Origin of the sequence: Saccharophagus sp. K07, from assembly GCF_014336955.1 — a bacterium.
In the GTDB taxonomy this organism is placed as follows: domain Bacteria; phylum Pseudomonadota; class Gammaproteobacteria; order Pseudomonadales; family Cellvibrionaceae; genus UBA5868.
In genome coordinates, this window is sequence record NZ_QRAI01000003.1 from 82,281 (window position 1) to 106,969 (window position 24,689).

The 24,689-nt window shown below is 51.5% G+C and carries 22 protein-coding genes; 13 read left to right on the forward strand and 9 right to left on the reverse strand.

Translation table 11 applies throughout. The annotated features are described in order from the left end of the window. Window positions 1-50: 50 nt before the first annotated feature. Entirely contained in the window at window positions 51-263 is a 213-nt protein-coding gene (gene rpmE / locus DWB84_RS10075; protein ID WP_187410088.1) for a 50S ribosomal protein L31, read from the reverse strand. A gap of 171 nt (window positions 264-434) precedes the next feature. On the opposite strand from rpmE, the gene DWB84_RS10080 reads away from it, so the two are divergent. The 5 genes from DWB84_RS10080 to DWB84_RS10100 all read left to right on the forward strand — a co-directional run bounded on the left by DWB84_RS10080 (window position 435) and on the right by DWB84_RS10100 (window position 5,655). After that, window positions 435-2,645, forward strand: a complete 2,211-nt coding sequence (locus tag DWB84_RS10080; RefSeq protein ID WP_187409678.1) for a primosomal protein N' — start codon at window positions 435-437, stop codon at window positions 2,643-2,645. A 148-nt stretch (window positions 2,646-2,793) separates the two neighbouring features. Continuing rightward, complete coding sequence (locus DWB84_RS10085) at window positions 2,794-3,312, forward strand: SPOR domain-containing protein (RefSeq protein WP_187409679.1); 519 nt, start codon at window positions 2,794-2,796, stop codon at window positions 3,310-3,312. Window positions 3,313-3,417: 105 nt separating this feature from the next. Beyond that, on the forward strand, window positions 3,418-3,957 hold the full coding sequence (gene hslV, locus DWB84_RS10090; RefSeq protein ID WP_187409680.1) for an ATP-dependent protease subunit HslV: 540 nt from the start codon (window positions 3,418-3,420) through the stop codon (window positions 3,955-3,957). A gap of 7 nt (window positions 3,958-3,964) precedes the next feature. Next, on the forward strand, window positions 3,965-5,278 hold the full coding sequence (hslU, locus tag DWB84_RS10095) for an ATP-dependent protease ATPase subunit HslU (RefSeq protein WP_187409681.1): 1,314 nt from the start codon (window positions 3,965-3,967) through the stop codon (window positions 5,276-5,278). Further along, window positions 5,278-5,655, forward strand: a complete 378-nt coding sequence (locus DWB84_RS10100) for a gamma-butyrobetaine hydroxylase-like domain-containing protein (protein WP_187409682.1) — start codon at window positions 5,278-5,280, stop codon at window positions 5,653-5,655. Before hslU ends, DWB84_RS10100 begins: the two co-directional genes overlap by 1 nt. Window positions 5,656-5,677: 22 nt before the next feature. Here the strand turns inward: DWB84_RS10100 and DWB84_RS10105 are convergent, their stop codons facing one another. Then, complete coding sequence (locus tag DWB84_RS10105; protein ID WP_187409683.1) at window positions 5,678-8,107, reverse strand: EAL domain-containing protein; 2,430 nt, start codon at window positions 8,105-8,107, stop codon at window positions 5,678-5,680. A gap of 2 nt (window positions 8,108-8,109) precedes the next feature. Continuing rightward, entirely contained in the window at window positions 8,110-8,658 is a 549-nt protein-coding gene (locus tag DWB84_RS10110; RefSeq protein WP_255428940.1) for a YfiR family protein, read from the reverse strand. A gap of 658 nt (window positions 8,659-9,316) precedes the next feature. On the opposite strand from DWB84_RS10110, the gene DWB84_RS10115 reads away from it, so the two are divergent. Both DWB84_RS10115 and DWB84_RS10120 read left to right on the forward strand, forming a co-directional pair. After that, window positions 9,317-12,355, forward strand: coding sequence for a hypothetical protein (locus tag DWB84_RS10115; protein WP_187409685.1), 3,039 nt, complete (start codon window positions 9,317-9,319; stop codon window positions 12,353-12,355). Window positions 12,356-12,443: 88 nt separating this feature from the next. Next, window positions 12,444-13,517, forward strand: a complete 1,074-nt coding sequence (locus DWB84_RS10120; protein ID WP_187409686.1) for a hypothetical protein — start codon at window positions 12,444-12,446, stop codon at window positions 13,515-13,517. Window positions 13,518-13,610: 93 nt separating this feature from the next. On the opposite strand, the gene DWB84_RS10125 is transcribed toward DWB84_RS10120, so the two are convergent. The 6 genes from DWB84_RS10125 to DWB84_RS10150 form a co-directional block, all read right to left on the reverse strand. Beyond that, window positions 13,611-14,183, reverse strand: a complete 573-nt coding sequence (locus DWB84_RS10125) for a CBS domain-containing protein (RefSeq protein WP_187409687.1) — start codon at window positions 14,181-14,183, stop codon at window positions 13,611-13,613. A gap of 139 nt (window positions 14,184-14,322) precedes the next feature. After that, window positions 14,323-14,616, reverse strand: coding sequence for a hypothetical protein (locus DWB84_RS10130; RefSeq protein ID WP_187409688.1), 294 nt, complete (start codon window positions 14,614-14,616; stop codon window positions 14,323-14,325). A gap of 164 nt (window positions 14,617-14,780) precedes the next feature. Next, window positions 14,781-16,031 carry a mechanosensitive ion channel family protein gene (locus DWB84_RS10135; RefSeq protein ID WP_187409689.1) on the reverse strand — a complete coding sequence of 417 codons (1,251 nt, stop codon included), beginning with the start codon at window positions 16,029-16,031 and terminating at the stop codon, window positions 14,781-14,783. Window positions 16,032-16,169: 138 nt separating this feature from the next. Next, complete coding sequence (locus DWB84_RS10140; protein ID WP_187409690.1) at window positions 16,170-17,906, reverse strand: potassium/proton antiporter; 1,737 nt, start codon at window positions 17,904-17,906, stop codon at window positions 16,170-16,172. Window positions 17,907-17,973: 67 nt separating this feature from the next. Next, window positions 17,974-18,504, reverse strand: coding sequence for a TrmH family RNA methyltransferase (locus DWB84_RS10145; RefSeq protein WP_187409691.1), 531 nt, complete (start codon window positions 18,502-18,504; stop codon window positions 17,974-17,976). Next, the gene (locus tag DWB84_RS10150) at window positions 18,501-19,349 is read right to left on the reverse strand and encodes a hypothetical protein (RefSeq protein WP_187409692.1); all 849 of its coding nucleotides are present in this window, start codon (window positions 19,347-19,349) and stop codon (window positions 18,501-18,503) included. The genes DWB84_RS10145 and DWB84_RS10150 overlap by 4 nt, the downstream gene beginning before the upstream one ends. A gap of 131 nt (window positions 19,350-19,480) precedes the next feature. Here DWB84_RS10150 and ubiE point away from each other — a divergent pair, with 131 nt between their 5' ends. The 6 genes from ubiE (at window position 19,481) to DWB84_RS10180 (ending at window position 24,650) form a co-directional block, all read left to right on the forward strand. Next, window positions 19,481-20,230, forward strand: a complete 750-nt coding sequence (ubiE, locus tag DWB84_RS10155; protein WP_187409693.1) for a bifunctional demethylmenaquinone methyltransferase/2-methoxy-6-polyprenyl-1,4-benzoquinol methylase UbiE — start codon at window positions 19,481-19,483, stop codon at window positions 20,228-20,230. Beyond that, on the forward strand, window positions 20,230-20,886 hold the full coding sequence (locus DWB84_RS10160; protein WP_187409694.1) for an SCP2 domain-containing protein: 657 nt from the start codon (window positions 20,230-20,232) through the stop codon (window positions 20,884-20,886). The genes ubiE and DWB84_RS10160 overlap by 1 nt, the downstream gene beginning before the upstream one ends. After that, entirely contained in the window at window positions 20,883-22,502 is a 1,620-nt protein-coding gene (ubiB, locus tag DWB84_RS10165) for a ubiquinone biosynthesis regulatory protein kinase UbiB (RefSeq protein ID WP_187409695.1), read from the forward strand. Before DWB84_RS10160 ends, ubiB begins: the two co-directional genes overlap by 4 nt. A gap of 46 nt (window positions 22,503-22,548) precedes the next feature. Continuing rightward, on the forward strand, window positions 22,549-22,986 hold the full coding sequence (dtd, locus tag DWB84_RS10170; RefSeq protein WP_187409696.1) for a D-aminoacyl-tRNA deacylase: 438 nt from the start codon (window positions 22,549-22,551) through the stop codon (window positions 22,984-22,986). Window positions 22,987-23,047: 61 nt separating this feature from the next. Then, entirely contained in the window at window positions 23,048-23,272 is a 225-nt protein-coding gene (locus DWB84_RS10175) for a hypothetical protein (RefSeq protein ID WP_187409697.1), read from the forward strand. A gap of 376 nt (window positions 23,273-23,648) precedes the next feature. Next, complete coding sequence (locus tag DWB84_RS10180; protein WP_187409698.1) at window positions 23,649-24,650, forward strand: catalase family protein; 1,002 nt, start codon at window positions 23,649-23,651, stop codon at window positions 24,648-24,650. The last annotated feature ends 39 nt before the right edge of the window (window positions 24,651-24,689 follow it).

Consider the following 24,689-nt stretch of genomic DNA (forward strand, 5'->3'; position numbering starts at 1 on the left):
AGATTGGGAAGGGAGAAAAAATTAGGGCCGCTTGAGCGGCCCTTTGGAAATTAATTTCCGCGACGAGCGGCGAAGCGCTTGTTGAAGCGGTCGATTCGACCACCGGTATCAACTACTTTTTGTTTGCCGGTGTAGAACGGATGGCACTCGGAGCACACTTCGATAGTGATGTCTTTAGACAGTGTTGAACGAGTTTGGATAACGTTACCGCAGCTGCAAGTAGCGGTAATGTCGTTGTATTTCGGTTGGATGCTCTCTTTCATGATGATTGCCTCGAAGCGTATGCCGCCACCCGATCTTGTGTCGAGCACCGCATACTGGTTAAAGTTGCTGGCGTTAAGGGCGCGAATGGTACCAGAATGCGCCGGATGCGCAAGCACAACCTGAATAAAAGTTAGACAGCCCAGCCGTAAAGCCAACTCCCGACCCTGCCGATGCCGCCAATCCTTATCGTTGCCCTGCCAACACCTCTGCGGCGCCTGTTCGACTACTTGCCGCCGGAAGGAAACGAAACGCTTTCGATACTCCCCGGTACACGCGTCGAGGTTCCGTTTGGCTCACAAACACTGGTTGGCATTGTGGTCAAAGTAGCGCAAAGCAGCGATTACCCCATCGAAAAACTGCGCCGGGCCTCGGCCATTCTGGATAACCAACCGAAGCTTACAGACGACATCATCGGCTTGTGCCAGTGGGCCGCAGACTACTATCAATACCCCTTGGGAGAAGTGCTGCATGCAGCGCTTCCCACATTACTGCGCAAGTCCGATCCTCTTCCCACCGTCACCAGCTGGGCGCACACCACCGCTGGCAAGGGGCTGCCTGCGACCGGGCTGAAACGCAGCCCCAAGCAGCAATTGGTTCACCAACTTCTCTTGGAACACGGCCAACTTCGGGATTCACAGTTGCGGGAGCACGGTATCAGTTCCTCGGTTTTGTTGGCCATGGAAGAGAAAGGGCTCGTTGCCCGGCAGCAAGTGTCCCTGTATGACAATCATAATCCCGTAGTTATCCCAGATACTTTGCTGGCCGAGGCTCCGCAAATTCCCAATCCGGAACAACAGGCGGCCTTAGAGCAAATTCGCTACCACCAATACCAGACTTATCTTCTCGAAGGCGCCACGGGCAGTGGTAAGACGGAGGTTTACCTTCACGCTATTGCCCGCACTTTGCAGGCCGGTCGACAGGTGTTGATGCTAGTGCCGGAAATCGGCCTTGCCCCGCAAACCCTGCAGCGCTTTCAACGCCGGTTTAAGTTGCCCATTGTGCAGCTACATTCCAGCGTGGCGGAATTGGAGCGCGCGCAAAACTGGCACGATGCAGCATCCGGTAAAGCGCGGATTGTGATCGGCACTCGCTTGGCGGTGTTTACGCCTATGCCAGATTTGGGGTTGATCATTCTCGATGAGGAGCACGATCTGTCCTTCAAACAACAGGACGGCGTGCGCTATTCCGCGCGGGATGTCGCGGTGATGCGCGCGTTCAAAGCCTCCATACCACTGCTGCTCGGATCCGCCACACCGTCTCTGGAAAGTCTGCATAATACACTCAAGAACCGCTATCAGCACCTTGTCCTGACGCAAAGAGCGGGCGGGGCGCAGACGCCTGAAATCGAAGTGCTGGATATGCGCAAGGAGGAGAACGACGGAGTTCTGGCCAAGAGCACGCTAGAAGATATAAGACGCACACTCGCGCGCGGCGAGCAGGTACTGGTGTTTATCAACCGGCGCGGCTACGCCCCGGCCTTGTTGTGCCGGCACTGTGGTTGGGTTGCGAGCTGCACGGCTTGCGCCGCGCGCATGACCCTGCACAGTCATCCTCCACATTTGCGCTGTCATCACTGCGACCAACAGAAACCGGTGCCCAGCCAATGCCCCAGTTGCCTGCATCCCGACCTGACCGCCCTAGGTCAGGGAACACAGCGCTGTGCATCCCTGCTGGAGCAATATTTTCCGGACACCGAAGTCCTGCGGGTGGACCAGGACTCCATGCGGCGTAAAAACGCCATGGGCGAACTCAGCGAAAAACTCGCCCAAGGAAACCCCTGCATTTTGGTGGGTACGCAGATGCTGGCGAAAGGTCACCATTTCCCCAAAGTAACTCTGGCCGTTTTGCTCGATATAGATCAAGGGCTGTTTAGCGGAGATTTCCGCGGACCTGAGCGCATGGGGCAGCAGTTGATTCAAGTGGCAGGCCGCGCGGGTCGGGGACACCTGCCGGGCAAAGTGCTGCTGCAAACCTATCAGCCGGATCACCCCCTTCTGCAACTTCTGCTCGCCCAGGGATACGGCGCTTTTGCCCGCGAGTTACTGCGGGAACGGGCGCTGACGCGCATGCCGCCCATCTGGGCCATGGCGCTGCTGCGGGCAGAGTCAAAACGCCCGGAAAACGCCGTGAACTTTTTGCAGGCAGCACTCAAAATCGCGCACAATTTGCGCCCACCAAGTCCCGATCACGCTTATCTGGGTCCCCTGCCCGCCCTGATGGAAAAACGCAATCACCGCTATCGTTATCAATTGCAGATTACCAGCGCACGCCGCACGGATCTCCAGCAATTGTTGAAAAGCGTAATCGAAGAACTAGAGAAGACAGCCCTGGCGCAGCGCGTGCGCTGGAGCGTCGATGTGGACCCGCAAGATATGAGCTAGCGCACATGACAATAAAAAAGCGCTAAATTCGATTCGATATATACCGCCTGCAGCACATTAAAAAATTTCGACACGCTTCACAGTTCTTTCAATTCGTCCAAGCAGGCTACAATGAATAACGTTTTCATTCCGACTTATCGAGATCGACATGGCAAATCAATCGTCCAGTTCTAAAGTTCCCGGCTGGGTGTGGCTTTTCACTGGCACAATCCTCGGAGCATTTATAACGTTTTTGATGCGTTTGAGTGACCTACAACCCGCTGCGCCGACTGCTCGCCAGAATCCACCACCGCCTGCCGCCGCCACGGAGGAGAAAAAAGCTCCGCCGAAATACGACTTCTACAAAATGCTGCGGGATACCGAAGTACCTGTAACCGCAAAACCCAAAACCACTTCTACCACCCCCAAAAAAGCTGAGGAAAATGTTGAATACCTTTTACAGGTTGCCTCTTTCCGTTCAGCGGCGGACGCCGAACAAGTGCGCGCAGAACTAACTCTGTTAAACCTGAATGCGCGCATAGAACAATCGGCTGCCAGCGAAGGCAACACTTGGCACAGGGTTATCGTAGGCCCCTTTGCCAACCGCTCTCAAATGTCCAAAGCGAAGGATATTCTGCTGTCCAACCGCTACGACGCGATGCTTCTCACACGCAAACGCGGCGGCTGATACAACGCTCCGCTTGAAATACTGTCCGTCGGCCCCCACGTTGCACTTCTATTCATAGTCAAACCCCGCCCGCTTTTAGCGGGCGCATTTTTGTAAGGAATATTTGTGGAACAGTACCGCGGGACCACCATAGTTTCCGTGCGCCGTAACGGCAAGGTCGTTATTGGCGGCGACGGCCAAGTTTCTCTTGGCAACACCATCATGAAAGGCAATGCACGCAAAGTGCGCCGCTTATATCGCAACCAGGTTATCGCCGGGTTTGCCGGTGGCACAGCAGACGCCTTTACCCTGTTCGAACGTTTCGAAGCCAAGCTGGAAAGCCACAGTGGCAACCTGGTGCGCGCCGCAGTCGAGCTGGCCAAAGATTGGCGTACGGACCGCGCCCTGCGACGGCTTGAAGCCCTTCTGGCGGTGGCCAACCAGGAAGCATCCTTGATCATCACCGGTAATGGCGATGTGATTCAGCCGGAAAACGATTTGATTGCCATAGGCTCCGGCGGCGCTTTTGCACAGGCGGCCGCTCGCGCACTGCTGGAAAATACTGAGTTAGATGCCCGCTCCATAGTTGAAAAAGCGCTCAATATCGCTGGCGATATTTGCATCTACACCAACCACAACCTCACCATCGAAGAACTCGAGTTTTAAAAATCTCATGACGCAGATGACTCCCCGTGAAATCGTGCACGAACTGGATAAATACATTGTTGGGCAGCAGGCGGCCAAACGCGCTGTAGCCATAGCTCTGCGCAACCGCTGGCGGCGCATGCAACTCGATCCAGAACTGCGCAATGAAGTCACGCCCAAAAATATTTTGATGATTGGACCAACTGGCGTTGGTAAAACGGAAATTGCCCGCCGTTTGGCCAAATTGGCTAATGCGCCTTTTATTAAAGTAGAAGCCACCAAATTCACTGAAGTCGGATATGTCGGTCGCGATGTGGAATCCATTGTGCGCGACCTGGTCGACAGCGCCATCAAACTGTATCGCGAGCAGGAAATTCGCAAAGTCAAACACCGCGCCCTGGATGCAGCGGAAGAGCGCATTCTGGATGCACTCCTACCCCCGCCTCGCCACGATGAGCCTGCGACCGATTCCACCACCCGGCAGGTATTCCGCAAGAAATTACGCCAGGGTGAATTGGACGATAAAGAAATTGAAATCGAAGTAAGCAGCGCCTCCGTCGGCGTTGAAATTATGGCGCCTCCCGGCATGGAGGAAATGACCAGCCAATTGCAGAACATGTTCTCTTCCTTGAGTTCTGGCCGTACCAAAAAACGCAAAATGTCGGTGAAACAGGCATTGAAAAAACTCACCGATGAAGAAGCCAATAAATTGGTCAACGACGAAGAAATCAAAGCGGCCGCCATCAGCGCCGCCGAACAAAACGGCATAGTTTTTATCGACGAAATCGACAAGGTTGCCAAACGCGAAGGCACCACCGGTGCCGATGTATCCCGCGAAGGCGTACAGCGCGACCTTCTTCCTTTAATTGAAGGCTGCACCGTCAGCACCAAATACGGCGTAATCAAAACCGATCATATTTTGTTTATCGCGTCTGGTGCATTCCATTTATCCAAACCTTCCGATCTAATTCCTGAATTGCAAGGCCGTTTGCCCATTCGCGTGGAATTGGATGCTTTAACCCCGGATGATTTCGAACGCATTCTGACAGAGCCGAGCGCGTCCCTGACCGAACAACATATTGCGTTGCTGGCGACGGAAAATGTGCAACTTTCATTCACCAAAGACGGCATCCGCCGCATTGCGGAAATTGCCTACACCGTGAATGAAAAAACCGAAAATATCGGTGCGCGACGCTTGCATACTGTGCTTGAACGTTTGCTCGAAAATGTATCCTTCAACGCCGGAGATGAAGCGACAATAGTTGAAGTAGATGCGAATTACGTCAACGCGCAACTCGCCAATCTCGCACAAGACGAAGATTTAAGCCGGTTTATTCTGTAATGCCTGCACCTTCGGAAATTAAATTAAGGCGCAAATCCAATTTGCTGGAATTGCGCTTTGGCTCCGAGACATTCGAGCTTCCGGCGGAATATCTGCGCGTGTATTCGCCATCCGCCGAAGTGCGCGGTCACGGTCTGGGACAGGAAAAATTACAGTACGGCAAACTGCACGTAAAACTTACCGGAGTGGAACCCCAAGGCAATTACGCTGTGCGCTTGATTTTTGACGACGGCCACGACAGCGGCATATATACCTGGGATTATTTATACGATTTGGGAAGGCGGCAGGCTGCCTTATGGCAATCCTATTTGGATGCGCTGGCAAGCGCGGGAAAAACTCGAGATCCCGACACGTCCGTTGTCAAATTTATTCAATAGTCCAGCTGATTGCCGCCGAAATTTATTCACGATTATCGAAGTTCACCGAGCGAATTTGTCCGGTGTTCGCCGCAAAGAATAGCTCACGCCCTTGATCAACATATTCCTGGATGTGTTTCGGTTTGCCGAACAAATAGCCCTGCAGAGATTCACAGCCTTGGGCGATCAAAAAATCTCTCTGCGCTTCAGTCTCAACGCCTTCTGCCACCACTGAAAGATGAAGCTTGTGTGCCATAGCAATAATGGCCGTCGCAATTTCCGATCCGTGCGGATCGTGCGGAATATCTTCTACGAAAGATCTGTCGATTTTAAGACAATTAATCGGGAATCGTTTTAAATAGGCGAGCGAGCTGTACCCGGTACCAAAATCATCAATGGAAATTCGGCAGCCCAAATCCCGCAATCGGCGCATAACATCGATCGCCATTTGCACATCATCCATAACCAGGGATTCCGTCAGCTCAAATTCCAGCTGTGACGGCTCCACGCCGGAATCCATCATGATTCTTTTGATATCGCGCAACAGGGAGCGGGAATAAAATTGTCTGCCAGATAAATTCACCGCAATGCCGGAAATACCCACATTCTGCAAATAACCGCGATGCTGTGACAAATGAAAACAGACTTGCTCCAACATCAATTGGCCGAGACCATGAATCAAACCCGTTTCTTCGGCGAGAGGAATAAAACGGGCTGGGCTGATGGCACCATCTTCTGGGTCGAACCAGCGCACCAACGCTTCCGCCCAGACAACCTTGCCTTCAGCTGAAACCTGCGGTTGTAAATAAGCTTCCAAAGAACGATTGCGAATTGCCTGCCGCAATTTTTGCTCAATTCGCAAACTTTCCCGCAATTCAACGTCGAGCTTATAAGAGAAAAAATTGACGCGGTTGCGCCCCGAACCTTTCGCTTCATACAAAGCCATATCGGCAGTGCGCAAAAGATCTTCCGCTTTTTCTCCATCCGCTGGATAAAGTGCAACACCGATAGAAGCCGTGACTTCGAGCGTGTGGTTATTAACCGTCACAGGGACATTGATAGCGTCCAACACGCGTTTTGCCAAAGCAGTCACTTCAGAAATTTCTCTGACCGGAGACAGCAGAATAGAGAATTCATCTCCGCCCATGCGCGCCACAGCGTCCTCTTCGCGCACTGCGGAACGTATGCGATTAGCTTGGTGTTGCAAAAATTGATCGCCACCAGCGTGGCCGAGCAAATCATTTACACGCTTAAAATTATCCATATCCAGAACCAGCACCGCGGCTTTAGCGGACGCGCGTTTGGCTTTTGCCAAACCAAAGCCGAGGAGATCGGCAAAAAATCTGCGATTTGGCAATGCTGTTAAAGGGTCGAAGAACGCCAGCTTTTCCAGCTCTTTTTGCGCAATTTTTAATTCGGTGACATCCGCCAAGGTTCCTATCATGCCCTCCATTCCCGACGAGGCCGTCAGGGGGGCGACGTTTTCCATTAAGTATTTTTCGCCGCCGCTTTCTGTTTGGTAACGATATTCCACCAGCACGGGGTGATTTTCTTTACGTGAGCGCTCCCAACTTGCTCGGTATGCACTGAGATCCTCGTTAGAAATACGCCGCTCGTGTTGCTCCCACGCGGCTACATCCGGTTCGGTTCCGGTAATTTTGTACCAGCGCTCATTGGCATATAACAGCTTACCATCCATATCCAATTGAAATATTCCGATCGGCGCGCTGGAGGTCAAAATGCGAAAGCGATTCTCCGAAGATTGCAAAGCGGAATTTTCGCGGGCGAGATTATCGAGCATGCGATTGAACACGTCGACCAGAGCTCCAATTTCATCATCACTACGCCTGGTCGCACGACGCGTGGAATAGGCGTCTTCCACTATGGCTTGCGCCGTCTCATGCAGCTCCTCTAAGGGCTGGGTTACAGAGCGCAATAACCGGCGCAGCACCCGCGTAACAATGGTGAGAACAACCCCAATCAATATGAGGAGCAAGGGAATAAAAAAACGCAGACCTTCAAAAACGAAATTGCGGTTAGCGACCACCGAGATGGTGCCAATGCTCTGATCCAGGTGCTGAACTTCACGCGTAGTGACGGTTTGCCAGATACTTTGCCGCAGCGAAAGCTGAGCAAGGCTATCGCTACAGTTATAGCTGCCTTCTCTGCGGAGGTAATCGCTGAACAGGTTGCCATTTTGGTCGTAAAGGCACACCGCATCGACGTACTTCTGATATTTCGCAGCAGACAAATTCAGCTGCGCAGCGTTTGTGTCGGCAAATTCCAATGCGGCTCGCGAGCGATTGCCGAGGATATCGGCCAGCACCTGCATGTCCCCTTCGAGCTTTTTATTGTTCAACCAGATTTCGATCAGCACCAAACCAAGGCCCGTTATCCCGAGCGTAATGATCATGCTGACCAGAATGGACCGAAGAATCTTTTTGCGGAATGATTTATGAATAACCGCGAGCATATTTATTTCCTTACCACAGCTGCCAGCTCTAGCAACTGCGCATCCAGGGCCACACCGCTACTCTTTGCCCTAGCCAAGTTGACTTCAAAGCTGACCCGCTGTTGGCGGAGCTTCAATTGAATAATGGCATCTTCGCCAAGCCCACGGCGACATCCGTCGCACACCGTTAAAACCGATTTGGCGTCTGCCGCTGCGAGCAACTGCTCGTACTCTGGCTCATTCAGATCCCCTCCCATTACCAGAACCTGACACGACTCTATATCGCGCCGGACGACACGGCGCGCATGTAGTGCACGCGAGGCCACTTTTTGCTGGAGGTCCGCCGCCAACAGCGACACTTCAGAAATTGGCTGACCGACCAGACACACATTGAGTTGGCCGTCATCCGGAATGGTTTCTGCCCATGAGGTAAAACGCATGATCGCCACAATTACGGCGGCTCGCAGCTCACCTTCGCTAGGTGCACCATAAGCAAAGCAGAATACAAACAACACTAAGCCAGGAAGCAATCTAGCTAAGCGCGCCTTGCCACGCGACCCCCTTGTGAACATGTCGATCCTCAAACTATCGGAAGCGATGTGATTGACCCCTCAACGCCAACTGCGACCCTATTTATCCCGTCGCAACACTACTTACCTCGTTATTGCTCTCTTGCCAGCCTCGGTGATCCAGGAGCCTGTCTTGCATCGTCTCTGATTATTTTTGACACAACAGCAATCCCGAACTTGTTTGCTCGCGTTGCAGATTCTCTCAGATTAGTTCACCCCTACAGGTTCCGCCAGCTGCGCAATAGAGGTTGAATCAGGGAAACAAGGGGAAACGGACTCTGCCGCGATGCGCTTACGTCGAACTGAACTTATTCTAAGCACAGACATTTTCTTATCTATTTCCGAGGAAACCAGCCGCTCCTCTGTGACTTTAATCACACACAAAATAGGAGGGATATTTATCTCAACGAAGAAAAATAAAAAAATAATTTCCCAAATTCGTGTGCCATCAAACAGAACCTAATAGCGTTTTGTTTTTGGATAACATCCAGAAAGGAAATTTTTATATTTATGACACTTTATTTAACGTGTTGACTTATAAAATCCTTTTCAAACAATCGTACAAAAAATAATGCCGCAAATGTCGCTAAATACCTCGTTGTCCACGTATATAGCGCTCTATATAATCCACCGGCTCTTTTCTTCTGCGCGAGGAACTGCCATGAACTTGCTAAAAATTCCAAGAAAAACCTTATTTGTTTTATGTGCGTCATCCTCTCTGCTGATAGCCGGCTGTTCCAGCAGTGATAATTCCCGCCCCAGCAGTAACGCGGTGTCCACTCCTCAACAAAATAATCCAGACGTTACTTCGACATCTGTTGCAGGAAATGTTTTAAAAGGAACGGTAAAAAATGCTGATGTCCATATTTACCCGATAAGCAAAGGTAAACTTGCCACCAATCCATTGGCCAGCACTAAAACGGACGACCAAGGGCTTTTCTCAGTTAAAATTCCAACCAAAGCAGCAGACGCAGTGTATATAGAAGTAGTCGCTTCGCCGAACGGGTCCTCGAGAATGACTTGCGACACTGATGTGTGTGGCATCGTTGGTGAAATCGACGGTGAAGACACCAATAACAACGGTGTGCTTGAATTCGGCGAAGACATCGTCCTCTCGGACGATTTTAAGCTGTCCACTATCATTCAAGACTACCAAAGCTCTCCGCAGCTAAAAGTCAGCGTGACGCCCGTCTCGCATTTAGCAGCACAAAGGGTGAAAAAGAAAGGCAAATTCAGCAACGAAGAAATCAATGCTGAGTTAGCGATTCTGGCGGAGTTGCTTAATTTTCCGACCGAATTATCCCAGGCCATTGCACTGGACATTACCAAAGCAATCGACGGCGATGTAGATCCTGAATCTTTACGTTATGCTCTGTACAACGCCGCTGTTGCGCGATATGCACACCAAAAACACCTGACCATTCCTAAAGCCATCGAAAAGATCGATGCCGAGCTTTTTTATGATAATGGCGATGTCAATCGCGGTTTGTTATTGGAGCTTCTGCATCACGCCAAACACGAAGCTAAACGAATAACCAAAGGCCGACCTGACCTGCAACATTTAATCAGTGAAATACTACTGGTAATCACTCGTTACGAATGTATACCCGGCGATCCGTGCGGGCCGATCAAACCACCTCTACCACCCAAACCTCCGGTTGGAGAACTGGCGAAGGTAAAAGAGTTTGTCAAAGATTTTCGCGGTTGGTTGCGCAACTTAACTCAGCAAAATGAGACCGCCTTGGCCAACTTTAAAGCCCGCACTGAGTCACTTGGGAAACTATGGGAGGACGACGTCAAGATTCTTGCATCCGCATTAAATGATGTATTGCCCGGAATTGGGCAAGCAGTCTCACCATCCTACAGCTTCTGCTACTACTGCGAATCGGACGGTCTAATAAGTATTGCAGCGGTTGAAAAAGAACTCGTCATAGGCGATCTGGTTTATCGACTGCATTCTGACGGCACGCTGGATGTCGAAGGATCCATCCACGGTGTAGGCGTCGATATTCAATTGCAATTGCCTCCGATTGACGAATGGGCTACCAGTCATTCCATTGATATAGCTGCAGGCCGTCTGTCGCGCGAAGATATTCAACTCGTGATTGCCAAGGGCAGTACGATCAATGCAGTGTTCCCGAATTCAACGACACCGGAAGAAATCATCGACCAAATTGAAAACGATCAAATACCGGTAATTTCTCAATTGTCCGCAGCGGTCAAATTCACCATAGAAGCCAAATATGGTTTGGCTCAGGGCGGCGTCATTGACTTTGAGAGCGCGCCCGATTCCAATTTGCTCGACACTAACGACTGGAGCATTGTTTCAGGCAAAGCTAACAGTGGCACTTCCTCTCTGCGCGCTCCGGCGATTGGCAATAACGACAGCACGCAAATCAGCTCTACTTTTAACACCTGGGGTGGCTACCTGAGCTTCGCCTATGCGGTGGAATCCGAAGCAAGCTACGACTTCTTCAATGTGTATGTCGACGGTCAGCGAGTTCTCTCCGCCAGCGGCTATCAACCGAAATTTGAAAACGCTTACGTTTTCCTCGCTCCCGGCGAACACACAATCGTGTGGGAATACATTAAGGACGACTCCGTGGGTCATAATCAGGACACAGTATGGATTGACGACATACAATTCCCATTGCTTGTGGGTGACAGCTCTGTAGACGTAGTGTCACACAACCTGCTGACAGGCAATCTCACAGCGACCGCCTATAAGCTCGACGAACCCTGGCAGCTTTCTCCAACTGGCTACATACCAGGAGAAATTACACTAAATGCCAAATTCTCTAATAAATTCCTTGTCGGCAGTGGAATTGAAGAAGACGACATTCAGCTGAAACTGTCTGCAGTCATACAAAATGCTGCCGACTTCGTACCGCCACAACCCTATGATGAAGGCACACTGCAAATTTTGGGTAACTACACGGTTGCGCCCAACCTATTTACCTTTAATTTGCAAAATTGGAGCATTCATATCACGCCGACCGGCACCCCCAATACTTATCTTTATGAGCTCTATCGCAAGGGCGACGAGGATCCGATTCAGTCTTACCTCGCGACATCAACCAGAGCCACTTTGAGGGAAGTCGCTGGCGATTTAATTCCGAATTCCGGAATTGGCCGAGATGTTGTGGTACCGCAGGAAGGTTTGTATATCACGACGCTGGTAGGATCATCCCCTTGGGGTGTTTATCCGAACAGTCGTTTCAGTGCTGCCGGTGGCAACATTTATGGTTATCTCGTTACACCTTACGATCCAACCGAAACGGATGACCAATTCCTGAAAATTGCGGTATCTCTGGAAGCAGAGCTCAAACCGTTTGATCTTCCTCATTTGACATTTGGCAGCAAGTTAACACGTGACAAACTCAATGAAGGAACTTTCTCCTTTTACATCATCGTTGATGGCAAACGCTTCAATTTCAATACGCAGTACTGGTATCACTTGCCTGGCTACGGTGGCAGCGACGAGTCGGTCGATCTTAAAAAACCGAAGCTGGTCATTGAAAATCAGCACGGCGTGAAGCTTGATCTGGCCTTCCCGGATGTGGAGGATGTTGGCAGCAAAGATAACCCTGAACTGGAAGGTAAACTGGTTTACAACAACAAAGTTTATGGAACTATTAAACGGGTTAAAGGAATCATCACCATCGAGTACATCGATAACACTGGTGAATCCATCCCTTGACATAAATCATAAAAAAGGCGGCCTAGGCCGCCTTTTTTTGTTTGTGCTCACAGTAAACTGTAGATTCACCATCAAACAGAGGCAGGTAATGATTTTGCGAAAAACAAATATTGGCTTTTTCTTATTTTTGTCCACGCTCTCTGTAGCCAATCATGCAAACGCAAAGCCCAGCTTTGGAACCGAGGTCAACATTTCCTCTATCAGCCTCAGCGAGCCTGTAACCATAAAAACCAATTTTGATGATTGGGAAACGGATGAGGAGCTAAAACCCGGCAATCGACTCTATTCCAAGCAAGTTGCCCGAGCCGGTTTCACCATCAATCGGGTTCATCTTGGCTACACCAAACAATTGTATTACTACCTGAATTTTTCCCATGACACTGCTCTGTTGCATTATCGTGAACGCAACAATATCAAGCACGACAAAACAACTTTCGACATTTACCTAAACGCCAATAATGCGGAGGCGGAAGGTTTTTATTTGGGTTATACGGTTGAATGGAAAGGGCTGAGTGTCAATGCCACACTCAATTACCTTGACCTCGAAGAGCTTTATTACGGAGAGGCCTTCGGCTTTTTTGATCCCGCTGAGACGGCCAGCAATCGCACCGAAATCACTATCGACTACGCCTATCCCGAGGACCGTATTTTTGAACGACCCGTTGACCCGCCGGAGGGAACCGGAATCACCTTGGATCTGAATATTCAATACTCCTGGCGCGAGCACAGTTTCGCCGCCTTGATCGGCGAGGCTTATTCAGATCTTTATTGGAATACCGCACCGGGCAGCCGCATTGAAGGCAATCTCAATAGCTTGCTGTCCGACGATGAAGCCGCCATCCGCTACAGCCACTTTCGCGCCCAGATTCACCAGCGGCTCCCCGTCCACACACAATTACATTACCGCTACCGACTCAATCCGCAATTCAGCGCAGGGTTGAATCACGAAAAGCTCGACAATAAACGCTGGACTGCCTGGGCAGGCAATTGGCATATCACACCGAAATGGACAGGCAGTGTTCTATGGAACCCTGATGACAGTATCTGGGGGCTGCAAATCAAACACCCACATTTCGCCTTTGGCTTGGCAAGTGACAGTTCGGACTATCGCAAAAGCCATTACCTCAAACTTCAATTAGAGGTTCACGCCAAATTGTTTTAATACATCGTCAAGATGACAAGGCGAGGAAATAAAAGAAGCGGACTTCCATGTCCGCCAAAAAAAGGCGGCCAACCTCCGGCCGCATAAGCGGGTTCAGTGCATCGATTTGGGATAGAGAGCTGAATAAACGTCAATAAAAGAGGAGTGTTTATTGACGTTGATATCGAGGCGCAGCTTTCTTGCCAAATCACTCGCGGAAATAACGCCGCGAATTTTGTGTAGCGTTCGGTCAACCACCAAATAATGTTGGTGTGGGTTGTCTTTGAGAATCTGGACCAGGTCGCCGACAGTGGCGTAGCGCAATTCGTGATAATCCAACGCCCGCAAAGATTCTTTCGGCCTCATAAAATCCGCTGCCGACAGATCTTCCCGCAGATAACCTTGCGCGACTCTTTTCAGAATTTCTTGCGCGTTCAGGTCATCCAAACTGATCAGCCCTAGAAATTGATTCTGCTTATCCACCACAAGCTTCATGCGCACGTGATTTCGCAACATTTTTTGTTCTATGTCACAAGCAGGTTCGTCTACATCTGCGACCATTGGCTCGTGATACATAAAATCGGTCAACACCGACAGCGCAGGAGAATCGAGCGTGATATCACTGACCACCTCCGGTCGCGCCAACTCATCAAATGATTCAACTTGATAAAGATTGAATCTTTTCATTGTTATATCTCCGTATGACGCGGTGAAAACCAAGGCAATACAGACACGCCTGTGCAGCTGCCCGGAATTCACTGCTCGGAAAGAAATACCCATGCCGACTCAATAGAGTCAAACACGGAATAAACAAATCACGGAGAAATTAAGCGATGGGAGGAGCGCGAATTGAATAAAAGGAAATCGAGATGCGATCAATATTCGAAGCGATTTCGAGGAAAATAACCTCGCCAAGACCTGGCTCGTCGGGATTTATTGAATTTATCGGATGAAGATCTTCGCTTTCTGTATCCGCTTTTTTCGCGTGCTCAGAAGCAGGAAGACTGGGAATCAGATCACCTGCAGCAATAAAGCTTTTTGTTTTGGCCGCGTGATACTCCCGGCCAGCAGAGCCCGGCAGTAACGCCAACAAAAAACTTAATAAGAGGAAGTACTTCATGGGTGCTTATCGCTGACTGCAGAAATGCCAAGCGCCAATGTTAGCATTATTGAAAATCGCATTGGGCGTCGACGCATCATACACCGCCTCAAGCGCGGCTAGAAATCATTTTTGCGTATATCCGACCGAGAGGCGATTCTGTCGACCGAAGCGCTTCTCAGCATTTACGGATGCGGCTTCGATCCCATCTCCTCAGGAGCATCAATCTGACTGGCCATAGCGCCGGTTTTTTCATCGGGCTGCTCCGGCCCAAACGGTTCCACCGGCTGGCGTTCGTCCATTTGTACTTGCGCGCGATTACGCGGCAGCGCTCCGGGATGTTCCTTCTGCAACCACAGGATCATTTTTTCCCGAATTTCACACCGCAGATCCCAGGCGGTCGGACTGTTCTTGGCGCTCATCAGCGCGCGCAGTTCGATGGTATGTTTGCCGGAATCGATCACCTGCAGCACCTGAACATTACCATCCCACAGCTTGGACTGACTGAGAAATTCTTTCAGTTTTTGCCGCATCTGGGTGATCGGCACTGTGTAATCCGTATGCCAGGTCACTACCCCTATGATGGATGCCGTTTCGCGCGTCCAGTTTTGGAAGGGTTTCTCAATAAAATGACTTAATGGAACGATCAGTCGGCGCCAATCCCACAATTTCACTACCACGTAAGTCGAGGTAATTTCCTCGATCCACCCCCACTCTCCTTCGATAACCACCGCATCTTCGATACGGATAGGTTGCGTAAGGGCGATCTGCAATCCCGCCAATAAGTTGCTCAATACTGGTCTTGCAGCGAAACCCACCACAATGCCCGCCACGCCGGCAGAGGCAAAAATCGATACGCCGATACTGCGCGCACCGGGAAATGTCATCAGCATAGCGGCGATAGTGACGAGGAAAATGATCATTACCATCGCCTGGCGCAAGACGCGCAAGCGCGTACGAATTTTGCGGGCTTCGAGATTGTTTTCTACGTCTATGCGATGACGCGATATAGAAAAGTCAGTTAATACGGTCACGGCGAGAATGGCGACTCGCCCAACCACAGCAACAATACAGAGTGTTGTCACCTGGGAAATAAACGCCTCTGCGTGCTCAGGCATTTGCACCAGGGGAAGTGTCAGCTCAACCGCAATAATCATCATGCCGAGGCGCACCAGATTGCGCACCCGATCGACCAATCTGAACCACTGCAATTTTTCCGGCCCATGAGACAGACGCCGCAACACTTTGAATAACAGCCAGTGCGCCACAACAGCGAGAATAACCGCCGCTATCACCACGGCGACGCCTGGGAGATTTTCGATTCCAAGGCGCGCGGAAATATTGCCCAGTGCGGTTAAAGTGCCGGATGTTTCTTCCATCTCTTTCCCCTGCCATTTCATTAAAAGCAGCAGGCGGAACTGCAAGATACTGGCCATGGCACAGGATGCGAAATTTGGCGTGTTCACGCGCACATCGCGGAAATTTTTTGTAAATCTTCCCGCGCTACGAACGCAAACTTACAGAAATTGAAGGACGATGGCCGCGGTTTTCCGCCGCCACCATCGACAGGAGTGTCAGGCGGACTTGGGCAATTTGGACACTGCGGGCTTCACGCCGACCTTAACCACTTGGTTGTTTTCCAATTCCGCCACGGTCCAGATCATACCGTTCCATTCGATGTGGTCACCCAATACTGGTCGGCCACCAAAACGTTGGGAGATAAACTCGCCCAAGCTCAGATTGGCATCGACCGATTGCAGGTCCAGCGAATACAGCGGCGCAACCTCGCCCATCAGTGCGTCGCCACGCAAAATGAAGTCGCCGAAGAAACGCAGATCGTGCGTGCGCTTAGGTGCAACACTAAACAGCTTGCTGAGCGCGGGCAGATCGTACTCATGACCTATTACACAGAGAATATCCCCTGCCAACAGTCGGGTACTTCCCGTCGGGTGCAGCAGTTGGTGGTTGCGGAATAAGGCGGCGATACGGGTGCCTTCGGGCATATGAAGTTCGCGCAGAGGAGCGCCGATACACCATTTTTCTTCGCCCAAACGATAAATGAACAATTCCCACTGGCTGGTCGTGTGGACGCCGAGACCTGCACGCGAAATCGGCATAGGCACGGATGGAACCACCACATCTGCCTTTTTGGCGGCCCAGGTGAGGGTCGTCCCCTGCACCAGCAGCGAAACCAGCACAATAAAGAAAGCGACATTGAAGAACAGCTGCGCGTTTTCCAGACCCGCCATTAGTGGAAACACCGCGAGAATAACGGGTACCGCGCCGCGCAATCCTACCCAGGAAATAAACACGCGCTCGCGCAGGTTGAATCCTTTGAACGGCAGCAAGCCGAGAAAGATCGACAAAGGCCGTGCAAACAGAATCATCCACACAGACAACAAAAGTGCAGGCACCGCGATGGGCAGCAAATTGCTCGGCGTGAGCAACAAGCCGAGCACCAGGAACATGCCGATCTGACTCAACCATGCCAAGCCGTCGAACATGTGGAGAATACCGGAACGGTTGCGGATAGGTCGGTTACCCAACCAAAGGCCGCATACATAAACCGTCATAATGCCGCTGCCACCTATAGCTCCGGAGATGGCGTACAGCATGATGCCGCCGCTGACCGCGAGCAGCGGATAAAGGCCGTCGGCAATATCGAGGCGATTGATCATCCTCAGCAGCAGCCATCCGCCAGCCAGCCCCAGCAAAATTCCCAGGCCAAACTGCTGCACGAGGCTGAGCAGAATTTTGAAAGAAAAGCTGGTTTCACCTGCCGCAATCATGGCAATCAGGGTGACCGTCAAGAACATCGCCATGGGGTCGTTACTACCCGATTCTATTTCGAGCGTTGATCCGACCCGTTCATTAAGCCCTTTGCCATTCAACAAATTGAAAACCACTGCGGCGTCCGTCGAGCCGACAATCGCCCCGATCAACAAACCTTCCAGCAATTCCAAATCGAATAACCAAGCGGCGGCCAACCCGGTTAAACCCGCCGTTACCACTACACCAAATGTAGCGAGCGATAGCGCCGGCCACAGCGCCACGCGGAAGGTCGAGGCCCGGGTTCTCATCCCACCATCCAGGAGGATGACCGCCAGCGCGAGGTTACTGACCAGATAGGCCGCGTGATAGTTATCGAAGACTATGCCGCCGATACCATCCACCCCAGCCAACATCCCCACACCGAGGAAAATGACCAGAACCGGTACGCCGATGCGGTTGGAGAAAGAACTGACGAGGATGCTGGCAGCAACCAGCATAGCGCCCAGGAGAAGGAGATTATTGATGGTACTCGCGCTCAATGTATGTCCCGATATGATGGAGTGGCGATGAGAAGAATCGAAAAATGAATTGTAGCGGCCTGAGGGCTCAGTTCGCGGATAAATTTTTCGTCAATTCAAAAATAGCAATTGCACACGCGGTTACCACATTCATCGACGAATTGCGACCGAGCATGGGAATGTGCACCGTCTGCGCAACCTCATCCAGCAAAGGTTGACTCACGCCTTTATTCTCACTGCCGACAATCAAAAGCACTTCAGAAAAAGCAGAAAGCTGCGCTTGGCGAATGTCGATACTAGCGCGCGTAAGCTCCAACGCAAGCGTTATAACGCCGCGGCGTTTAAATTCTGTGACTAGTAGCAATGGATCCGCGACATGACTCCACTCGACATATTGTTCCGTCGCCCTGGCCGTGCGTCGCAACTTTGCATTGGGAGGTGTTGGCGATGCGCCCGCGAGATATAAATGTCGGACACCCAATGCATCCGCCAAGCGAAACATGCTGCCAATATTAGCCGGATCTTCCACACTGTCGGCAAGTAAATACAGCGGAAATGTTTTGCCACTGGCTACGTGATCTGCGTGAGTCAGTTGAATATTTTCCGGCGCTTCGCTCATGCACCGCTTCTCATATATACCCAGTTCTGCTGAACGTCGTCGCACACAATCAATTGGTCACTCAATCTCATGCACTGATGAATGCCCTCTGGTAGTGCATTGTTGTAATGCGATTGCACACCTAACGCCGCCTTATCTTTTTTGAGAAATACAAACATCTCACTCATGCGTTTGCCGAATTTCGTGCCTTTGGCCTGTGCGTCCATTAGCGTGTGATAAAACTTGGTAAATGACATAGTCGATGCGCCCAAACCAATATTGAGCATCGAATCTATGTAATGACGATAGGTTTCAGCCGCATAGGAGTGCAATTCGGCTGCATCGCCAGGAGCACCTTGGTACTCAGCAAACATCACAGGATTGTCAGGATCGAGCGCACCCCGGGACAGGCGACTGTTGGGCTGATTACCTTGCAATTGATAGCGTTCACCGCCGCAGCGAATAATGGTTTCGCGCAACTCGCACTCGGACAAGGAGCCTTCAGCCAACTTTTCACGGGATGATTCTTTAGCCACCGCAGCTGAACGTACAAATGCATTGTTTGATGCTTGTGGCGCGGGTGGGGGACTGGCAGGCGGTTTAGCTTTTGCCTGGGTCTCGGGCGGCAGTGTTATGCCCGCCTGCTCCGCCGGTCGACGCAACAGCAAACGCTGGGTTTTTTCCGGATTGCGGCGAAACTCCTGCAAACTCGGTAAAGCAGCCGCTGGATTGGCCGCACGCACTTTGCAGTAGGTTTGTTCCAGCGGTGTGCGCGCCTGTTCTGCGCAATTGCTGCGATCCTGAGCCGCGGATTCCCCGCAAATCAGGACCATCACCCATAACCCAATCCAGCTTCTGCCTCGCATTCTTATCTTTCTCTCAAATGAATGTTTGGCGATTTTAGTGCAAGCTGGGGTTGTCCAGTATTCCTATCACTGGTTGTTTCGCCCCATTGATGTTTCTCCGTACAATAGCCAACTTGCCAACAGGGGGCCCTATGGACCAAGACGAGTACACACATTTCGGCTTTCAAAAGGTTAAAGCGAGCGAAAAAGCCCACAAAGTGGCCGAAGTTTTCCATTCTGTGGCCGGCAAATACGACCTGATGAATGACCTTATGTCCGGCGGCATCCACCGGCTGTGGAAATTGTTCACCATCGAAATGGCCGCCGTACGCCCCGGTCACGCCGTCTTGGATATCGCCGGTGGCACTGGAGACCTGGCGGCCAAGTTCTCCCGTTTGGTAGGTCCGCAGGGGACAGTCGTGCTGGCAGATATCAACAATGCCATGCTGCGCGTAGGCCGCGATAAGCTGCTGGACAGGGGACTCAGTCAAAATCTGGAGTTTGTTCAGGCGGACGCCCAATACCTGCCATTTCCGGACAATACCTTCGATTGCATCACCATCGCCTTTGGTCTGCGCAACGTGACCGACAAAGACCTCGCTCTACGCTCAATGCTGCGCGTGCTGAAGCCGGGCGGCCGGTTGCTGGTGTTGGAATTTTCCAAACCGCGCTCCAGCGTGCTGGAAAAAGCCTACGACCTCTATTCCTTCCGCGTTCTGCCGGTTATGGGACGCCTGGTGGCGGGCGACGCCGACAGTTACCGCTATCTGGCCGAAAGTATTCGCATGCACCCGGACCAGGACACGCTCAAACACATGATGGAAGATGCCGGTTTCGTTCAGTGCCAATACCACAATATGACCGGCGGCATAGTGGCCCTGCATAAAGGAATCAAAGCCTGATGGATCCCGCTTTCCACTCCGCCCTGGCGCGCGCCCTGGAGTTCGCCGTCAACCGCGCCCTGGCCTACGACCCGGGCAGCCTGAGCGCTTTAGGAAAATTGGCGGGAAAGCATTTGCATCTCGATCTGCACAAACCCGATCTGAGCTTTTACATAGGCTTCGAACGCAACAGCGTCCGAGTGCTGAGCTATCTGGAAGATAAACCCGACTGCACGCTCAGTGGCACCGGGCCAGCGATCGCCAGCTTGCTGTGGCGCGACCAACACACTTTGGCCGGTTCCGGCGTGGAGGTCAGCGGCGATATAGGTTTACTGCGCGCCTTACAGGAAACCCTGGCCAAGCAGGAAGTGGACTGGGAGCAGATTCTGGTCGAGGCCATGAGCCGGGTCACCACACCCTCTGCCGCTGAACTGCTGAGTTATCCTATTTTCCGCTTTATCCGCTCCAGCGCGGAGCAAGTTCGCCGTCACGCAGCCATCACGCCTGATTGGATGCGCGACTATCTCACGGAAGAAATTCGCCTATTGCCATCTCCCTACGAAGTTCGCGCCTTTGCCGCCGATGTGGATGAAGTGCGCGCAGCCACTGACCGGCTCGACGCTCGCATTCGCAAACTTCGCCAACAACTCGATTTGCAGAAGCCTCCTCATCCGTGACTCATTTTCGCCGCCTGCTCACCATACTCGCGACCTTCGGTCGCTATCGCATTGATGAGCTATTACCAATTCACGCGCGCCCCCGCGCCCTCTCCTGGTTGATGCGCCCTTTTCGCCGCACTGAGAAAACCGAACTCAGCCGCGGCCAACGCCTGCGTATGGCCCTGGAGGACCTGGGGCCGATCTTTATTAAATTCGGCCAACTGCTGTCCACCCGGCCCGATCTGCTGCCACCGGATATAGTGGAAGAACTCAATAAACTGCAGGATCGGGTGCAACCATTTCCCGGTAGCCAATTCCAGGCAATGGTCGAACAGGCGCTCGGCCAGCCGGTGGATGTGGCGTTTGCCCGCTTCGATCTGGAACCTTTGGCATCGGCCTCCATTGCCCAGGTGCATGCGGCCTGTCTCAAAGACGGTACCGAGGTCGTCGTTAAGGCGGTGCGCCCGGGAATCGAAAATGTTATCGAGCAAGACGTCGCGCTTATGGCCTGGCTCGCCAAATTGATCGAACGCTACAGCCTGGATGGCCAGCGTCTGCGCCCGGTACAGGTGGTGGACGAATACCGCCAGACCATCTTCGACGAGCTCGATCTGATGCGCGAAGCCGCCAATGCGGCGCAATTGCGGCGCAATTTCGAGACTTCTCCCCTGCTGTATGTGCCACGCATTTATTGGGAATACTGCCGCCGCCGGGTGCTGGTAATGGAGCGCATTTACGGTGCGCAAGTGACCGATTTGGAAACCCTGCATAAGCACGGCGTGGATATCAAACGCTTGGCCGAACGCGGGGTGGAAATCTTTTTTACCCAGGTGTTCGAGCACAATTTCTTCCACGCCGATATGCACCCGGGCAACGTCTATGTCTCTCTGGAAGATCCGGACAACCCGAGTTATATCGCCCTGGATATGGCCATCATTGGTTCCCTGTCGCGCGAGGACCAGTTCTATCTCGCCCGCAACCTGCTGGCGATGTTCCGCCGCGACTATCGCCAGGTGGCAGAGCTGCATGTTCTATCGGGCTGGGTGCCAAAAGACACCCCCATCGGCGCCTTCGAGGCCGCCATCCGCACCGTTTGTGAGCCGATTTTCGCCAAGCCTATAAAAGATATTTCCTTTGGCGATGCCCTGATCACCCTGTTCCAAACCGCACGCCGGTTTGATATGCCGGTGCAGCCGCAACTGGTGCTGCTGCAAAAAACCCTGGTGAATATCGAAGGTCTCGGCCGCCAGCTGTATCCCGAACTCGACTTATGGGAGACCGCCCATCCTTTCCTCGAACGCTGGCTGAAACGCCGCTTCCATCCGAAAACCCTATTTCACGAACTGCGCCGCCAGGCGCCGGAATGGATGGAAAAATTCCCGGAAGTGCCGCATCTGGTATTCGATACCCTGCATAAAATCAACGAACTGGGCGAGACCGCTCCCGAATTGCGACGGGCGAGCATAGAAATTCGGAATTACAGTCTGCAGCAGCAACAACGCAAGCGTCGCCGTCTGATTGCAGCGATCGCCTTTGCGGCCTCGGCCTATTGGCTATGGCCTTCGGCACATGCACTGCCGCTGGAAGGTGTGTTGTTGGCAGCCGTCGGTTTGATTGCTTTATTGATGAGCTGACGTGAAAGTATTCGTTAAAACGTTCATATAAATTCATTAAACACTTATGAAAGTCCTCATACAGCGCGTAAAACAAGCGCATGTTGAAATTGCAGCTGAAACAGTCGGTCGCATTGAGCGCGGCTTGCTACTATTGGTTGGTATCGAAAAACATGACACAGCGCAGGCAGTTGAGCGCATGGCGGAAAAAGTATTGGCGTACCGGGTATTTGCGGATTCTGCGGATAAAATGAATTTGAACGTGCGGGATATAGCAGGCGGCTTGCTGGTGGTTTCGCAATTTACTTTGGCTGCCGATACCGGAAAGGGGCTGCGTCCGAGTTTTTCTTCCGCCGCACCGCCGGATCTCGCGCTACCTTTATTTGATACATTTGTTCGAAACCTGCGGGAGCGCTATCCCATTGTGGAAACCGGCGTTTTTGCCGCGGATATGCAAGTGCACCTTGTTAACGATGGCCCGGTGACTTTCCTGCTGGAATCGTGACGAATCTGGAGCAGTAATAAAAGGACTAACCTTTAATCAAGTTTAATAATGAGGAATTGCCATGGAACCTGTCTCAGCAACGCTAATCACCTTCGGCGTCATATTGCTGGCTTTCAGCTGGTTTTACTTGATGTTTGTATCCTTTGAAGAGGATTTTGGCTGGGGCCTCTGCGCCATTTTCTTGCCGCCACTTGCCTATTTGTACGCATGTTTTAATTGGTCAAAAACACAAAGCATTTTATTGCTGGCTGTGCTGGGCTGGATACTCATTCTTATCGGTTGGTAAAAAGCCCAAAAAAATACCCCTTTTCTAAAACTACAGCTAAACTTCATACAAGAAGCTCTCGTCGACCGTCCTGGCGGCGAGAGTTCATCTTTCTCCGGAACTTCAAGTCGGCCCGTTTTATGGCCAGTTCAAAGACGCCGCGCTGACATCCGTCTTTTCAGCGGTGATGGAAGTATCCGGCACACATAATAGAAGCCCTCGAAAGTAAGCATTGGGACGCTTCCAAAATCCGGCGTCACGGCAGATCAATAGTCCTGGCCCTCCGCCAGGCAGTAGCCATCAGTTACAACAATAAAAATCTATGTCCGCGCGCACTGCGCGCATCCGACTATTGCTTTAACCAGCATATCGACGGATCTGACCACAGGGAACCGCTATGACGCACGAGAACAAACCAGCCAATGAAGAAATCTTTTACGACAAATTAATTGAAATCCTGCGGGCAAAAATGGAGAGAGAAACGCCCGATCTTATGCAGCGGGACGCTCATCCCAAACAGCACGGTTTGGTAAAAGCGTACTTTACCGTTGAAGAAAACCTGCCAAAAAATTTATGTCACGGCGTGTTTATTCCGGGCAAAAAATACGATGCCTGGGTTCGATTTTCCAATCAAAACGCACCTGTTCAAGCGGACAATAAAAAAGATATTCGCGGGGCAGCCATTAAACTTATGAATGTTCCGGGAGAAAAACTGGATATTGGCGACAACAATAAAACAAGCCAGGATTTTGTAACCATATCCACACCGGTCTTCGTTACCCACGACGTGGAAGAATTTTTTAATCTTATAAAGGCTTTGGTATCGGGTAAACTGGCGTTAATTTGGCATCTCATGCGTCATCTCCGTTCTTTTCTCAATCTTTTAAAATCCAAAAAAAACTATTTCAGCCCCCTGCAGACTCGCTACTGGAGCACTACGCCCTATCTGCTGGGCCCCGATCAGGTTGTCAAATATTCGCTTATACCTCACGCAGGAATTCTGACCAAAATTCCAGAAAATCCCGGCGAGAATTATTTGCGGGAAAACATGAAGAAACAACTGGCGGAGCAAGATTACGCCTTCGACTTTTGCGTCCAACTGCAAAAAGATCCGCAAAAAATGCCCGTAGAAGATCCAGGCAAATTATGGCCGGAAGATCTCTCTCCGTTCATTAAAGCCGCCACTCTTTTGATCCCGCAACAATCATTCGACACACCAGAACAAAATACCTATGGCATTAATATGTCTTTTAATCCGTGGCACTGTTTGCCCGCGCATAAACCGATCGGCGGCATCAACCGCGCCCGCAGAGTCATTTATTTCGCGTTATCGGACTTTCGCCACCGAAAGAATCACACTCCCCTGTTTGAACCAACCGACCACAGCATTCCCAGTTAAAAATGCAATAAGACGAAGCCATTACGAAAAAATGAGGTA